At 65.5% G+C, this 15,402-nt stretch carries 13 protein-coding genes; 6 read left to right on the top strand and 7 right to left on the bottom strand.

The genetic code is table 11. The annotated features are described in order from the left end of the window. Positions 1 to 104: 104 nt before the first annotated feature. The 5 genes from M1E01_RS04855 to M1E01_RS04835 all read right to left on the bottom strand — a co-directional run bounded on the left by M1E01_RS04855 (position 105) and on the right by M1E01_RS04835 (position 6,773). A complete protein-coding gene (locus M1E01_RS04855; protein ID WP_457973980.1) occupies positions 105 to 1,985 on the bottom strand; it encodes an ATP-binding cassette domain-containing protein in 1,881 nt (626 codons plus the stop codon). Next, positions 1,978 to 2,826: an ABC transporter permease gene (locus M1E01_RS04850; RefSeq protein WP_457974866.1), complete on the bottom strand. Its 849-nt coding sequence runs from the start codon at positions 2,824 to 2,826 to the stop codon at positions 1,978 to 1,980. The genes M1E01_RS04855 and M1E01_RS04850 overlap by 8 nt, the downstream gene beginning before the upstream one ends. A gap of 52 nt (positions 2,827 to 2,878) precedes the next feature. After that, entirely contained in the window at positions 2,879 to 3,820 is a 942-nt protein-coding gene (locus tag M1E01_RS04845) for an ABC transporter permease (RefSeq protein WP_457973979.1), read from the bottom strand. Between the two features lie 43 nt (positions 3,821 to 3,863). Next, positions 3,864 to 5,387 (bottom strand): ABC transporter substrate-binding protein, encoded by a 1,524-nt coding sequence (locus tag M1E01_RS04840; protein ID WP_457974865.1) that lies wholly within the window; start codon positions 5,385 to 5,387, stop codon positions 3,864 to 3,866. 171 nt (positions 5,388 to 5,558) lie between these two features. Next, complete coding sequence (locus M1E01_RS04835; protein ID WP_457973978.1) at positions 5,559 to 6,773, bottom strand: MFS transporter; 1,215 nt, start codon at positions 6,771 to 6,773, stop codon at positions 5,559 to 5,561. Positions 6,774 to 6,985: 212 nt separating this feature from the next. Here M1E01_RS04835 and glgX point away from each other — a divergent pair, with 212 nt between their 5' ends. From glgX to M1E01_RS04815, 4 genes are all read left to right on the top strand, one after another. Continuing rightward, the gene (gene glgX, locus M1E01_RS04830; RefSeq protein ID WP_457973977.1) at positions 6,986 to 9,124 is read left to right on the top strand and encodes a glycogen debranching protein GlgX; all 2,139 of its coding nucleotides are present in this window, start codon (positions 6,986 to 6,988) and stop codon (positions 9,122 to 9,124) included. 289 nt (positions 9,125 to 9,413) lie between these two features. Further along, positions 9,414 to 9,644 (top strand): hypothetical protein, encoded by a 231-nt coding sequence (locus tag M1E01_RS04825; RefSeq protein WP_457973976.1) that lies wholly within the window; start codon positions 9,414 to 9,416, stop codon positions 9,642 to 9,644. 71 nt (positions 9,645 to 9,715) lie between these two features. Beyond that, positions 9,716 to 10,459, top strand: a complete 744-nt coding sequence (locus M1E01_RS04820; RefSeq protein WP_457973975.1) for an MBL fold metallo-hydrolase — start codon at positions 9,716 to 9,718, stop codon at positions 10,457 to 10,459. A gap of 269 nt (positions 10,460 to 10,728) precedes the next feature. Then, positions 10,729 to 11,673: a hypothetical protein gene (locus tag M1E01_RS04815; RefSeq protein WP_457973974.1), complete on the top strand. Its 945-nt coding sequence runs from the start codon at positions 10,729 to 10,731 to the stop codon at positions 11,671 to 11,673. A 53-nt stretch (positions 11,674 to 11,726) separates the two neighbouring features. Here M1E01_RS04815 and M1E01_RS04810 read toward each other — a convergent pair whose 3' ends face one another. Continuing rightward, the gene (locus M1E01_RS04810) at positions 11,727 to 12,473 is read right to left on the bottom strand and encodes a GAF and ANTAR domain-containing protein (protein ID WP_457973973.1); all 747 of its coding nucleotides are present in this window, start codon (positions 12,471 to 12,473) and stop codon (positions 11,727 to 11,729) included. A 252-nt stretch (positions 12,474 to 12,725) separates the two neighbouring features. Here M1E01_RS04810 and M1E01_RS04805 point away from each other — a divergent pair, with 252 nt between their 5' ends. Together M1E01_RS04805 and M1E01_RS04800 are read left to right on the top strand one after the other, a co-directional pair. After that, complete coding sequence (locus M1E01_RS04805) at positions 12,726 to 13,454, top strand: GAF and ANTAR domain-containing protein (RefSeq protein ID WP_457973972.1); 729 nt, start codon at positions 12,726 to 12,728, stop codon at positions 13,452 to 13,454. After that, the gene (locus M1E01_RS04800) at positions 13,441 to 13,776 is read left to right on the top strand and encodes a hypothetical protein (protein WP_457973971.1); all 336 of its coding nucleotides are present in this window, start codon (positions 13,441 to 13,443) and stop codon (positions 13,774 to 13,776) included. The genes M1E01_RS04805 and M1E01_RS04800 overlap by 14 nt, the downstream gene beginning before the upstream one ends. Before the next feature lie 60 nt (positions 13,777 to 13,836). Here M1E01_RS04800 and M1E01_RS04795 read toward each other — a convergent pair whose 3' ends face one another. Continuing rightward, entirely contained in the window at positions 13,837 to 15,300 is a 1,464-nt protein-coding gene (locus M1E01_RS04795; RefSeq protein WP_457973970.1) for a DUF2254 family protein, read from the bottom strand. Positions 15,301 to 15,402 lie beyond the last annotated feature (102 nt).

Below are 15,402 nucleotides of genomic sequence, written 5' to 3'. Positions count from 1 at the left end.
GCATCTCCCGGGCGTGCTGGGGGACGGCCGCCCTGATCGGTCTGGTCAACAGCACCCTCCGCCGCTGGGCCGGGGCCTGACGGGGGCTTAAGTGTCCGTTCGCGCTACCTGCTGCTGATGAGCGCGTGGCTGGTAACGGCTGCCCGAGGCTCCGGCCGGGCCGCAGCGACGAGCTGCTTGCTGTGCCGGTGCAGGGGGTTCGCGAAGAAGTCCGTGGTGCGTGCCAGTTCCACCAAGGCTCCCTGGTAGAGCACTGCCACCCTGTGGCTCATGTACCGGATGACGTTCATGTCGTGGGAGATCATGATGAGCGCAAGCCGGCGGTCGCCGTGCAGGCGCAGCAGCAGGTCCAGGACCTTGCGCTGGGTAACCGCGTCCAGCGCCGAAGTGGCCTCGTCGCAGATGAGCACCGCCGGATCCAGCAGAAGCGCGCGGGCGATCGTTAGTCTCTGCAGCTGGCCTCCTGAGCACTGGCCCGGATACCGGTCCAGCAGGTCGGCTTCCAGTTCAACATCCCGGACCGCCCTGTGGATGCGCTCCCGGCGCTCGTCCCCGGTCAGGTTCCGGCGCCGCAGCAGCGGAGCTTCGAGGCTGGCGCGCAGTTTCATGCGCGGGTCGAAGGCATCGTGCGGCTCCTGGAAGACGAGCTGCACGGCCGTTCCGTCCTCACGGGCGCCGGACTCACCCGCTCGGAGTGACCGGGTGATGATGCCGCCGTCCGGAGCCTCCACCCCGACGAGCAGCCGGGCAAGGGTACTCTTCCCGGAGCCGGACTGGCCCAGCACGCCAAGAACCTCACCCTCGCGCAGGCTGAGCGACACTCCCGCCAAGGCTGGCCGGGCGCCACGGCCATTGGACGAGAACCGCTTGGTGACATTTTCCAGCGCCAGGATGGTGCGTGCTGCCGCGGGCTCGGCTGCGGATCCTCCAGGCCTGTGGACCGGAGTGCGGAGCGGTGTCCGCACCGACGTCCCCTCCGTCAGTGGGCGCGCCGGGATGCGGACCGGCGTCCGCAGCGGGGTCGCGGCCGCCGGGGTCCCTGCGGCCGGGGTCCGCACCGACGGGGCCTGGAGCAGTGCCCGCAGCGGAATGCGGACGGGGGGCCGCGCGGTGGTCGGTGCAGCGGTGAGTGCAGACGCCGCCAGGAGGTCTTTCGTGAACGAAGTCCGGGGTGTGTCAAGGACCGCCCTGACCGGACCTGCTTCCTGGACGCGGCCGCCGTCCATCACCACCACGCGGTCAGCGAACGCGGAGACGGTGGCCAGGTCGTGGGTGATGTAGAGAACCCCGAGCCCGTGCTGGCGCCTTTGCCTGTCGATCAGCTCCAGGATCTGCCGCTCCAGCACCTTATCCAGCGCCGAGGTCGGCTCGTCGGCGAGCAGCATCTCCGGCTGGCCGGCCATGGCCAGTGCAAGCATGGCGCGCTGGGCCATGCCTCCCGAAAGCTGATGGGGATAGGCGCGGGAACACCGGGCCGGATCCTCAAAGCCGACGTCGGACAGCAGGTCCAGCGTCTGCACCTTGGCACCCCGACCGCGCAGTCCGCGGTGCAGCTTCAGCGGTTCGGCCAGATGGCTGCCCATGGTCATCCGCGGGTTGAACATGCGCTTGGGCTGCTGGTACAGCATGCCCAGCCGGCCGCCGCGAATACGGTTGAGCTCCTTGTCATCGGACTCCAGGAGGTCTGTCCCGCCCAGCCGGATGGAACCGGATTCAACGTGCATCTGGGGCGGCAGCAGTCCCAGGACAGACAGTGCGGTCAGGGTCTTGCCGCTTCCGGAGGCGCCCACAAGGGCGACAAATTCGCCAGGTGCCACGGACAGGCCGACGCCGGAGAGCACCGGACGCCCGGCCGGTTCTTCCCGGGACGGCGCCTTGCGGGACAGCGCCTCCCGGGACGGCGCTTTGCTGGACAGCGCCCTGCCGGACGGCCGCTTGCCGCACAGCATGAGGTGCAGGTCCTCGATGATCAGGCCCTCACGCATGGCTGACCGCCGGTGCGGGGACTGAGGTAGCCAGCAGCAGCCGGCTGCTGGACATCCGCGCCAGGTGCTGGCCGAGAAGCGTAACGCACAGCGCCACCGTGAAAATCACCAGGCCGGGGGCGAGAATGGTCATCGGCGACCTCACGGCGTAAGGCTGGGCCGCGGCGAGCATCGATCCCCAGTCCGACTGCGGGGGCTGCACTCCGAGGCCAAGGTAGGACAGGGCGCCGACACTGATCAGGAACTGCCCGAACCGCAGCGTGGCCTGGCCGAGCAGCGGCCCGGCGAGATGGGGCAGGATGTGCCGCATGACGATGAACCAGGGCGGGCAACCGAGTACGCGGGCGGCATCGATAAACCCGCGTGCCGAGACGTCGTACGCGAGTGCCCTGGCCAGTCGGGCGAAGGGGGTCCAGCCGGTCACTGTCAGCGCCAGCAGCAGCGACGGATAGCCGGCACCCATTGCGGCCACCAGGAACAGTGCCACCACCATTTCCGGCATTGCCAGCAGGACGTCGCTGGTGCGGGTGAAGAACTCATCCAGCCAGCCCCGCCGGCGTGCACTGAGTACGCCGATCGCGGTGCCGATTACCGCGGTGAGCACCGTCGCGAGGGCAGCGATGGTCAAGGAGAACTGCCCGCCGTCGAGCAGTCGGCTCAGGGTGTCGCGGCCCAGGTGGTCGGTGCCCAGCCAGTGCGTCCAGCCGGGCGCGGCCAGCCTGGACGCGAGGTCCTGTTGGGCCGGCGGATAGGGAGCGACCCAGCCGGCCAGGGCAACGGACAGAACAATCAGGGCGAGCACCGAAACGGCAATCCGCAGGTGCACCGGCAGGTTCCGCACGCCTGGGATGCGCAGGCGCCGGATAGGCGTAGCCAGGATTCGCAGGGCTAGGTCACGCATGGCGCATCCTGACTTGGGGGTTGAGGAGCCCGTGGACGAGGTCAGCTGCCGTCGTCAGCAGGACGGCGAGCCCCACGACGACCACCACCGCGCCCTGCGCCAGCGGGATGTCGCTGTTCAGGACGCCGTCGAAGAGCAGCCGGCCCATGCCCGGGACCGCGAAGATGACCTCGATGATGACGGACCCGCCCAGCAGCCCGGCGAACCAGACGGCAACCAGGGTGGTCAGCGGCAGCAGGCCGTTGGGGATGACGTGCTTCCGCACGGTATGGAAGTGGCTGAGTCCGCGTGCCCGCGCAGCTGCCACGTGGTCGGCGGCCAGCGCTTCGAGCATTCCGTCGCGCACGGCGGACGTGAAGTGGCTCGCCGGGCGCAAGGCGAGGACGGCCACGGGCAGCACTGCCGACGTCGGGCCTTCCCATCCGGCGGAGGGCAGCACGGAGAGCTGGATCGCGAAGACGAGCACCAGCATCGGCGCGAGCCAGTATTCCGGCATCGCGATGAGTGCCTGGTTGAGCGCGGTGATGGCCTTGTCCGCCACCCGCCCCTCGTTCAAAGCGGCTGTGATGCCCAGGACCACGGAAACCAGGGCCGCCACGGCCAAGGTCATAACCACAAGGCTGAGCGTAATCCAGAGGGCGGGCAGTACCTGCTCCACCACCGGGGTGCGGCTGGTGTAGGACAGGCCCATGTCGCCGCTGACCAGCCGGCCCAGCCAGCGCAGGTACTGCGTCCACAGCGGATCCTGAAGACCCAGTTGAAGGGCTAGGGACTGGACGTCGGAGTCGTCCACCATGTCCCCGGCCACCCGGGAGCGGATGATCTTCCGCACGGGATCGCCCGGGGTCACGTAAGGGATGAGGAAGACCACGAAGGACGCCAGGAGAACGGCGGCCACCAGGGCCGCCGTTCTCCTGGCGAGGAACAGCATCATCGGCGGCCCTGCTCTGCGGGCCGGCTAAGGTAATTGGTCACGGTCAGGATCCGGACTTCGCCGTTTCAGCGCGGAGCACGTACCGGGCCAGCGGGTCCTGGACGTGGGCCTGGAGGTCGGTGCGGACAGCGTCGATGGCCTGTTCGTTGACGAGCCAGACGTTCACGGCCTGGTCCTGGAGGATCTGCCCGGCTTCGGCGTACAGCCGGTAGCGCTCCTTCGCGTCGGCCGTCTTCGCTGCCTGAACCACCTTCTTGTCGTAGTCCAGGTTGCAGAAGTGGCTGAGGTTGTAGCTGCCGTCGCAGGTGTAGTCGGCGGTGAGGAAGCCGATGGGGTCGGCGATGTCGATCAGGCGGTTGCGCTGGCTCAGCACCATGTCGTAGGTGCCGGCCAGGAGGTCCGGTTCCACGGCCGCGTATTCCTTGGTCGTGATCTTCACGGGCACACCCACGGCCTTCAGGTCCTCCTGGATGACCGTGGCCACGTCGGCGAACTCTGCGCGTTCCACGATGGCGACGATCTCCAGCGGCCGGCCGGCAGTGTAGCCGGCGGAGGCGAGGAGCTTCTTGGCGGCCTCGACGTCCTGCTTCGGCGCCTCGGCACCTTCAATCGCCCACGGCTCAGACGGAGCGAAGGGGCCGGTAGCCGGAAGGGCCGCACCTTCATAGACGCTGGCGGCAAGGGCGTCCAGATCGAGAGCCGAGCGGACCGCCTTGCGGAAATTGACGTCGTCGAACGGGGCCTTGCCGTTGTTCATGTACAGCGTCGCGGTCCGCGGGGAGTCAGCCTTCAGGAGCTTGACGTTGGAATCCGATTCCAAAGCGGCCAGACCGGAGACGGGGATGGAGAGGGAGACGTCGGCTTCGCCGGTCTGGACCTGGGCGGCGCGGGTGGCGCCGTCGGTGATGAACCGGATCTCGGCGCCGGCAAGCTGCACCTCGCCGCCCCAGTAGTCCTCGTTGCGGTCCAGGGTCAGGGACTGCTTCGGCTTTTCGGACACAGGCTTGAACGGACCGGTGCAGTGGCCAAACGGATTCACTGTTTCGCCCTTGAAGGCGGCCGGTGACAGCACACCCGTGTTGACGCTCGCCAGGCGGTAGGGAACCAGGGGGCTTTCGGTGGGGGTGGTCACGCGAACCGTGGAATCGTCGGTCGCCTTGACCGCGCTGACCACCTTGGTGCTGAAGGCGCGGGCCGGGACGTCGGCGTCGAGGACGTTCTGCAGGGAAGTGACCACGGCGGCAGCGTTCAGCGCAGTCCCGTCCTGGAATTTAACGCCCTCGCGGATCTTGAAGTCCCATTCGAGGGGGGAGACCTGCTTCCACTCAGTAGCGAGGGAGGGCACGATCTTTCCCTGCGACTCGTCATAGCGGGTCAGGGTCTCCAGGCAGCCGGAGAGGGAGAGGATGTAGGCGGCGTCACTTTCCAGCGCCCAGTCAGCGACCGGGGCGCGGAAATTGTCCACGACGATCCGCTGGTCGCGGTCGGCCGCCTGGCCGGTCTTTTCCGACGTGCCGCTGAAGCCGCAGCCGGACAGTGAAAGAAGCGCCACGAGTCCCAGGGACATAGACGACGCGAGTGAGTAGCGCAACGGGAACCACCTAGTGTGAGCGCCTGCGACGCTGCAGGCGGAATGAAACGACCGGAGAGGCCAGAGAAAGTGTAGGCTAACCTAACTTTGCGTTCAAAACTGCCGTAACCACCGCGTAATATATCAACCGGTTATCAGGTGGTGGCCTCAGTAGTTCCGGCGGTGCTTTAGCCTCGGAAGCACGACGGCGAACACGGCTGCCGCGGCGAACCCCAGGAAGCCTGTGGCCACTACGCCTGCAGCGAGCGAGGCCGCCGCCGTCACAGCGGAGAGCAGCACGGGGCCGCCGGTCTGGCCGGCGTCGGCGATGAACCGCCACAGGCCCAGGAACTGTCCGCGGCCGTTGTCCGGCGAGAAGTCCGCGCCGAGGGTCATCACGAGCCCCGAACTGATACCGTTGCCGAACCCGACCAGCAGCACCACAAGCAGCAGGCCGGCGAACCCTGCGGTCAGCGGGATCAGCATCAGTGCCGTCCCCATGATCAGGGTGGACGGCAACGCCACCCACAGGCGCCCGCGCCGGTCCATAACCTTGCCGGCCGGGTAGAACACCAGCATGTCGATCGCCCCGGACAGCCCGTACAGCAGCGAGGCCTGCGACGCGTCCAGCCCCACGTGGTCTGCCCACAACGGGATCACCACCTGCCGCGAGGCGCGCAGGGCGGACAGCAGCAGGATCCCCGCGCCCGCACTGAGGAACACTCCGGCGTGCGAGCGAGCCACGCCGCGCAGTGTCGGCGCCGGTCCAGCCGGATCCGACGCGCCGCGGGCAACGGCCAGGTCCGGGATGGTCACCGCGATGACGGCAGCCGCCGTCATGCCCGCAACACCCACCCAGTAGGCGCCGCTGATGCCGGCGAACTGCATGACGCCCGCGCCAACGAACGGGCCGATGAATATCCCTATCCGGTTCACGCCGCCCAGAGTGGACAGTGCCCGCGCCCGGAACTCCACCGGCACGGCTTCGGTGAGGTACTTCTGCCGGGCCAGGCTGAAGACGCTCGCGGACATCCCGACGACGGCCATCGCCACGGCCAGCAGCCACAGTCCGTCCGGTATCACCGAGGACAGACCCGCTGCCAGGAGCGCCAGCGCCCCGGCCGCCGCGGCACCCACGATGGACCAGCGCTCCCCGAATTTGAGGGTGATCATGGAGGCCGGCAGGTTGAAAAACCACGAGCCCAGCCCGATCAGGGTGACGATCAGCGCTGCCACGGCCACGGACGCGCCCAGTTCCCGGGCGGACAACGCCACCACCGGCAGCACTGCCCCTTCGCCGAAAGAGAACAAGAGCGCGGGTCCGAACGCCGGAACAGCGATGCCCCGCAGGCTGAAGGGCGGCGGGCTGTCGGGCGGGCTCATCCCGTTCATCCTAGGTGTATTGACCTGGGAGGTTAGTGGCGCGGCCACGGCAAATCTGCAGCATACTCCTTGCAAGTGAACCAAGATCACCCTGGAAAGTGCCGTCCGTCATAAAGTGATATTGCTAGGTCACCTTACTAAGACTGCTTAGCATTGCCGTACCAAACCGGGGCCGCGAGGTTCCGGATAACTGAACAGCCGCAGGAGTGATCATGGAAGTTTGGCCGGGCAGCCCGTATCCGCTGGGTGCGACCTTTGACGGGGTGGGGACAAACTTTGCGCTGTTCAGCGAGGCGGCTACGGCGGTGCAGCTGTGCCTGATCGCCAGTGACGGCACCGAGACGCGCGTGGACCTCATCGAAGTGGACGGTTACGTCTGGCACTGTTACCTCCCCCAGATCCAGCCTGGGCAGAAGTACGGATACCGGATTCACGGGCCGTACGATCCGGCGAGGGGCCACCGCTGCAACCCGAGCAAACTGCTCCTGGACCCCTATGCCAAGGCCATCTCCGGGCAGGTCAACTGGGACCAGGCGATGTTTTCCTACAACTTCGGCGACCCTCTGTCCCGCAACGACGAGGACTCTGCCCCGCACACGATGCTGGGCGTGGTGATCAACCCGTTCTTTGACTGGGCCGGCGACCGCCCGCCCAAGATTCCGTACCACCGCTCCGTCATCTACGAGGCGCATGTCAAGGGGCTCACCCAGCTGCACCCGGAGGTGCCCAAAGAGCAGCGCGGCACTTTTGCCGCCGTTGCGCACCCCGCCGTCATTTCGCACCTGCAGCGGCTGGGCGTCACCGCGATAGAGCTGATGCCGTGCCACCAGTTCGTCAATGACGGCACGCTGCAGGAGAAGGGCCTGAGCAACTATTGGGGCTACAACACCATCGGATTCTTCGCCCCGCAGAACACGTACAGCTCGATCGGTCAGATGGGCCAGCAGGTCCAGGACTTCAAGGCGATGGTCCGCTCCCTGCACCGTGCGGGGATCGAGGTGATTCTCGACGTCGTCTATAACCACACGGCCGAAGGGAACCATCTGGGCCCGACCCTGAGCTTCAAAGGCATCGACAACTCTGCGTACTACCGTCTGGTGGACAACGACAAGCAGCACTACATGGACTACACCGGCACGGGCAACACCCTGAACGTGCGGCACCCGCATTCGCTGCAGCTGCTCATGGACTCGCTGCGGTACTGGGTGACGGAGATGCACGTGGACGGGTTCCGCTTCGACCTCGCCTCGGCGCTGGCCCGGGAATTTTACGACGTCGACCGGCTCTCCACGTTCTTTGAACTGGTGCAGCAGGACCCGATCGTGTCCCAGGTGAAGCTGATCGCGGAGCCGTGGGACGTGGGGCCGGGCGGCTACCAGGTGGGGAACTTCCCGCCGCAGTGGACGGAATGGAACGGCAAGTACCGGGACACGGTGCGGGACTTCTGGCGGGGCGAGCCGGCAACGCTGGGCGAGTTCGCCTCGCGCCTGACAGGGTCAGCGGACCTGTACGAGCGCTCGGGTCGGCGTCCGGTGGCCTCGATCAACTTCGTCACGGCCCACGACGGCTTCACCATGCGGGACCTGGTCTCCTACAATGAGAAGCACAACGAGGCCAACGGCGAGGGCAACCGGGACGGCGAATCGCACAACCGGTCCTGGAACTGCGGCGTGGAGGGCCCCACGGACAACCCGGAAGTCCTGAAACTGCGGGGCCGGCAGCAGCGGAACTTCATTGCCACCATGCTCCTCTCGCAGGGCGTGCCCATGATCACGCACGGCGACGAGCTGGGCCGCACGCAGCTGGGCAACAACAACGTGTACTGCCAGGATTCGGAGCTGAGCTGGATCAACTGGGATTCGGTGGATAAGCCGCTGATGGACTTCACCGCCGCGGTGAACAAGCTGCGCGCCCAGCATCCGACGTTCCGGCGAAGCACCTTTTTTGACGGTCGTCCGGTGCGCCGCGTCAAAGGCGAAAATCTGCCGGACATTGTGTGGCTGAATGAGGACGGCACGGAGATGCTGCCCGAGGACTGGGGCCGGGGGTTCGGCCGGACCATCGGCGTATTCCTGAACGGCGACGGCATCCAGGGCCAGGATGACCGGGGCCGGCGGATCTCGGACGTGAACTTCCTGCTGTACTTCAACGCCCACGACGACGACATCAAGTTCACGCTCCCCTCCGGAGAGTTTGCGGAATCCTGGGACATGGTGATCAACACCGCCGGGACCGGAGTCAGCCGCGGACCGGTCGAGGCCGGCCGCGTGCTGAAGGTCTGCGCGAAGTCGATGATCGTGCTCCGTGCCCGTCTGCTGAACCAGCCCGAGCCGAACCTCTGGACGGCGTAAGAAACCCTCTCTCACTTCCTGCCGCTGCAACCCCAACGCTCTCTCACTTCCTGCCGGTCCAACCCCAACGCTCTCTCAACCATGGGCGAAAGGTGAGCGCAATTGTGCTCTCGGGCGTGAATGGGTCGTACGGGAAAGTAGGTCACCCGGAAATGACGCTCACGAAACACGGCCGCAATGTATGGGCCCCATTCTGAAAGAGCGCCGCAAGAGCGTGACGCACCGGCCGGCTGCACACGCGCCGGCCGGTGCAAGCCAAGGGTGGAGTACTGATAGGGGACGGTGCGGCATGGAAAAATCACTTGCATGGCGGATCACAGACTGCCGGGAGCTGCGCCCCGGCGACGTTGTGGAAGCGCATCACAACGGCCTGCTGTACTACGCCGGGAAGGTCACCGAAACAGTGCCCGTCCTGGGCATGTTCTGGATCCTCGAAATCCGCACGGGAACCAGGAAGCTCATTGATCCGCTGGCCTACGTGGTGGTCCGCTCAGCCCGAAGCGGGGAGCAGCGCACCTAGTTGCACAGTGATGCCCAGCGCAGTAGGTTGCCGGACAAGGACTGCCGAATCAAACGAGGGGCTGGTGCGCGATGGCGGTACAGACGGTAGCGGAGGGGGTACACCGCATCTCCGGGGCCTACGTCAACTTCTACCTTGTGGAAGCCGCGGATGGGCTGACGATGGTGGACTCAGGCCTGCCAGCGATGTGGAATGTGCTGCAGGGTGCCCTCAAGGATCTTGGGCATTCCCTGGAGGACATCAGGGCACTGGTGCTGACCCACGCCCACTTCGACCATTTGGGCCTGGCACGGCGAATGCACAGCGAGCACGGTGTCCCTGTCTGGGTCCATCCCGAGGACGCGTTCCTGGCCCGTCACCCCTACCGGTATAGCCACGAAAAATCCCGGGTGCTCTTCTCCCTCACACACCCTGCGGGAGTTCCGGTGCTGGCACGGATGGCCGGCGCCGGTGCCCTGAAGGTGCACGGCGTAGAGGAGTTCGCCTACCTTCCCGGGAGCGGCATTCTTGGCGTGCCCGGCGCTCCCGAAGTGATCTTCGCCCCCGGCCACACCCACGGCCACTGCGGGCTTTTCCTCCGCGACCGCAAGGTGCTATTCAGCGGCGACGCCCTCGTCACTCTGGACCCCTACACGCGAAGAACAGGCCCTCGGATCGTGGCAGGTGCAGCCACGGCAAACAGTGCCCAGAACCTGGAAACCCTCAGCGCACTGGCAGCCACAGGCGCCGAACTCGTCCTGCCGGGGCATGGCGAACCGTGGACGGAGGGCATCGAAGAGGCGGTTTCCATCGCCCGGCGGATCGGCCCTGCTTGAGTTGCCTCCTGCCTGACCTGCGAAAATGCGGCACTGCAGTAATTGCGGCTGGCGGGTTTGCTCTGTACCTTTAGCTCACAGCGATCCTTCGGGCGGTTCCAGACAAGTCTGGGGTCTCACCGCATCAGACCGAGGATTAGCAGTACGAGCGTGGCACCTGCTTGGACAGTCCCCTCCCCGGAGGAAACCATGAGGGCCCGCTCTATCGCGCGCTGAACTCCGTGGGGGCGGTCCCTGCGGCCGCACCGTGTTCAGGAGACGTAGTTCCTATGGCCTCAGTATCTAAATGGGTCGCCGCTGGGTCGTCAGCGGCAGTTCTCGCCGGGGGACTTTTTATCGGAACCCCGCTGGCCGCGGCAGCACCCGGTGACGCCGCCTGCGTGGAGGCAGGCGTCCAGTACGAGGCCGCCTTGGCGGCAGCAGGAATCACCGAGGACACCATCGCCAGGCTTGAGGCCGCTTCCGAGGCTGTCGCCGCAGCCGAGGAAACGTACATGCAGCTTGTCCAGGAGGCTGAGGCGAGTGCCGCGGCTGCCGTGGACGCTGCCGTGGCCGAGCTTGAGGCCGCCCGCGCCGAGGTCGAGGCAACGGACCGCGCAAAAGACGCGGCGGACGCCTCGGGTGACGCTGCGGCCAGGAGGGCCGCCCGGCAGGCCCACGACGCCGCGGAAATAAGGGAAGCGAACGCCCAACTGGCCCTGGAGGAAGCCAATGCAGCGTTCGACGCTGCCACGAACACGGAGGGAATCCGCGCTGCGCAGGAAGCACTGGATTCGGCCGTGGCGGCCTTCGAGCAGGAGCTGGCTCGCGTCTCCCTCGATGAGGCCACCGCCATGGAGATCATGCGCCTTTTCGAGGCTTTCCTCGCGGCCTGCAACCCGGATCCGGTCGGCGTCGATCCGGTGGACTCTCCCGTTGTCACTCCTCCGTCAGTCACCACTCCGGTCGACATGTCGGGGGGCACCCCGCCAAGTACGACGCCGGCAGGCACCAACCCGGTCGGCGCCACCCCAGTGGGCGCTGCTCCTGTCGGGGGCACCACTGCTGTCCCCGTCGCCGGCGTGAACAGGGGGCTGAACGTGCAGACGGCCGCCCCTGCTGAGCCTGACGACCACCCCGGCCTGGCACTGCTGGCCGGGCTGCTGGCCGCCGGCATCGGGGTCCCCGCAGCCGTGGCTGTTAGGATGCACCGGCTGGAGCGCAGGCACCGCTAACCCAGCCTTGCACGTGTCAAACCCCCATTTCCGATCCGGGCGCTGGTGAAAGGTTATTCCTCAAAGTAAGTCCGTACGCCCGGTTTCGGGGCGATGGACTCAATAACACCCGCTGCCACATCGCGAAGTTTGACGTTCCGGGTACTTGAGGCTCTTTTCAGGATGGACATCGCGGCTTCCTGGCTGCATCTGTTCTGCGCCATGATCGCACCGGTGGCAATGTCAATTGCTGTCCGGGACGGCATCGCCGCGGCCATGTCCTCCTTGGCATCTTTGAGCTTGGCCAGGCGCAGTTTGAGTCTGAGTGTCTTAGCGGACTGCTCGCCGAAGAGTTCGGCCCGAGCAATGTCTTCCCCAGTGAATGCGTGGGCTTGTGAAGAGTAGATATTCAGGGCCGCGGCCGAGTCTCCTTCCAGTGTGAGGGGCACTCCCAAGATTGAACCTACTCCCTGACCAGCGACGGCACGGATGTATTCCGGCCAGCGGTGCTCGGTTGCAACATCGGGGACGTGCACCTTTGTCCCGGTCCGCATTGCTGACAGGCACGGCCCGTCACCGAAGGCGTACTGCAACTCGTCCATCACCCGGGCCCGGGCTGAGCTGCACGATACGATGACCGGCTTCTTGCGCCGGACGACGGTGACGTTGCAATAGAATTCACCCCCGGGCGGCGCGAGCAGGGAGGCGGAGAAGACAGCCAACTCCTGGAAGAGCTCCTCGGCGTCATAGGTTTCCAGGACCAGGTCCTGAAGCCGGGAGACGATCCCGTCCTGAAGTACGGGCTGGCGTTGACCATCCATAAGAGCACATCCTAGAAGTCGAGGGGTCCTCGAACTCCGCCAAACACCCGCGGTACGAGGCGCCCACTTCCAGACGCTTTTCGCTCAGCGTACATCCGTACTGCCACCCGGCAGAAAACAGTTCCACCCCCGCCCTGCCGGCGGCACGAATGATGGATATGCTTGTAGGGGCGTCGGTAATTTTCTCCGTTCCCAGGCCTAGCAGGAGGCCGCAGCAAAGGGCAGCTTTGTCCCATGCAGAAGGCGTATCTCATGTCACCGCAACTCCCCCTCGACGAACTCACCACCGCCCTTGCACGCATCAAAGGCCTGCTCCTGACAGAAGAAAAAGTGGATCGGGCAGTTCAGCTGCTGGCAGAGGGAATCCGGGACGCTTTCCCCGGAAGTTCAGGCGCCGGCGTATCCCTTTTGGACGAACAGGGCCGCAGGACCAGCACCGGAGCAACGGACGAGGTGGTGCTCCTGGCCGATCAGGCTCAATACGAATTGGGCCAAGGGCCGTGCCTGACAGCCTGGGCAACCGAGCGGACGGTCGTAATACATGACATGTCGGTTGAGGACCGTTGGCCGCTCTGGTCCCAGGCGATCAGAGACATCTCCATTCGGTCCGTTATCAGCGCACCCCTTATGTCCGGAACGAAGTGCCTGGGAGCTTTGAAAGTCTACTCAAGCCGGCCCGAAGCTTTCGATGCCAGCATCGCCCGGCCGCTGGAGAAACTCGCCTTCCCCGCAACTACGCTGCTGGACAGCATCCAGACTTCCGAGGCGCCCGTACGCTTCAGCGAAACCCTCACGTCAGCACTGGCCAGCCGGGACACCATCAACCGTGCCCAAGGGTTCCTCATGCAACAGCACCAGCTGAGCCAGGACCAGGCGCTCCAGGAACTTCTGCGCCTGTCCCGGACCAGCAGACAGTCCCTGGTCAGCATTTGCAGTGAGATCCTCAGCGGCACGAGGAATGAGTCCGATGGCCGAAACTGACAAAAACCGCCCCGATCCCTCCAGCGCACTTGGACACGAGCAAAGCAGGGGCCTCCGCCGAGCCCTTGCCGGTTCCGAGATTGGCATTGGGGATTTGTGGCTGCGGTACTTCAGCATCGGAGGCAAGGTAGGCGAATACGAAGTCGACGCCTACATTCAGTCCCTGCTGTCGCTGCCCCCGATTGAGCGGGACCTCCTTGCCCACGCCGCAAACGAACTCATCGATGAACTCCCGCCCCGCCTCCGCGCACCCTACACAGACGAGAACCCCCGCCCGGCGACGCCCACTGCGGAATCCCCTCGGCTGCCGCCGGCACCGTAACGGCATCAGCGCCTGCCCCATCAAGGACAGCCCATCCGGGTCTGGCGTGAACCAGGGAGGCTAGGAGAGATTCCGTTGAGGCGCCGCGGCTTCGGGTTCATCAGAGGGTTTGGGCAGCAACCGCTCCGAGGATGAATGCATGGCGTCTCTCACTTTGGCCAGCCGCGCTGTTGGGATATCCGCGTTCTGCAACGCAGTCTCCAGTTCAGCCAGGGCAGTTCGGAGAGCCGGGGCTTCCGGGTGCTGGATGACCGCCGGAAGGCACGCGTCCAAGGCTTGTCCGAAGTCTTCTTTGTCGATTGCGTGCAGACGTGGTGCAAGCCGGGCAAAGGACCGCATCAGCTCGGCGCCGGCCTGGACCTGGTGCGACTCCGCAGTGGCTATCACGAGGTTGGACAAAGCCGTAAGTCCCCGGGCCACCGCACCATCGGTATAAACGATCGGCAATTCGTTGCGTTCCTTGGAGCGGTCGGACCTGTCCCGCTCTCCGCTGATCAACCAGCGCCCCAGCAGATCTGAAAGCGACCGCACAGCCGCTATGGCGGTACTCGGGCTCTGACCGGCACTGGTACCCGTGGCCCACGCTATGTTCTCCAGCTGGTCCAGGGCATAACCGGCCTCCGCATCAACATCCCTGACATCATCGATGCCAAAAGCGGAGAGAACGTCGGCATCATATGAATCATCGTCCGCATCGACTCCCACAAGACGGGCCACGACGTCGGCGAACACCAGATACTCACCCAAACGACCCTCAATGAGTATCTCCCCTTCGCGAACTGAGCGCGCCACTGCTGCCAGCTTCGGCAGGTCGATCGTCACCACGTACCCGCTGTCCAGTACACGAACGGTTCTCTCGGTGGTGCCCGGCGTGGTCTTTCGCTTTATCCTGGTGCTCCCCAGCAGGCGCAGCTCGCTTTCCCTGGCTTCAAGAGCCAGTTCATGGATAGAACGCATCACTGACTCGGGCCGCATCTGGTCAATTGTGGCGTGGATCAGCATCAAGAGGACCACCAGGGCGGTAATCGTCAGGAGCAGCGTGACGCAGGCTCCGTAAACGGGAGGGGGGTCCTGTCTGGCAAGACCGAGGACCAGAAAGGTGAAGGCAGAGGCACCCACAAAAAACCCGAAGTAAACCTGATTCGCCTTACGCCTCAGGAACTGGTCCAGGACCACTGGAGTCAGGGAGCTGGCCGTCTGCTGCACGGCAAGCAGCAGGACTGAGAAGGTAATGGACGTGACAGTCAGGAGACTTGTGGCCACCGCCGAAACAAACCCAACGGCACCGTCTCCGGGCACGAGCGTTTCCGCTGCCGTTCGAAGCCCCGCATGACCTCCAGAGGCAGCGTCGAGCACAGACACGGACACGCCTGCCAGACAAAAAGCCAACGTGATCAGCAAGGGCAGCCGCAGAAACTCGCTGATGCCTCGCTGCAGGCGGGTGGCTTCGTGCATGCCACCCGAGCTGCGGAGGGGATCCCTGAGTGCGGCTGCACGCATGTCCCGGTTGTCCGCGTCGCCCATCTGCACCTCCCGGATCGCAAGGCAAACACTAAGTCTGCTTATTATCCCATGTGCATCGCTTTCTGGGAGGTGAATCCGGCCACGGCAACACTGGTACCGTGC

The sequence above is a fragment of the Arthrobacter sp. D1-17 genome (assembly GCF_054130535.1).
The sequence above is the reverse complement of the archived record's forward strand: the minus strand, read 5'-3'. Positions and strand labels throughout refer to the sequence as shown.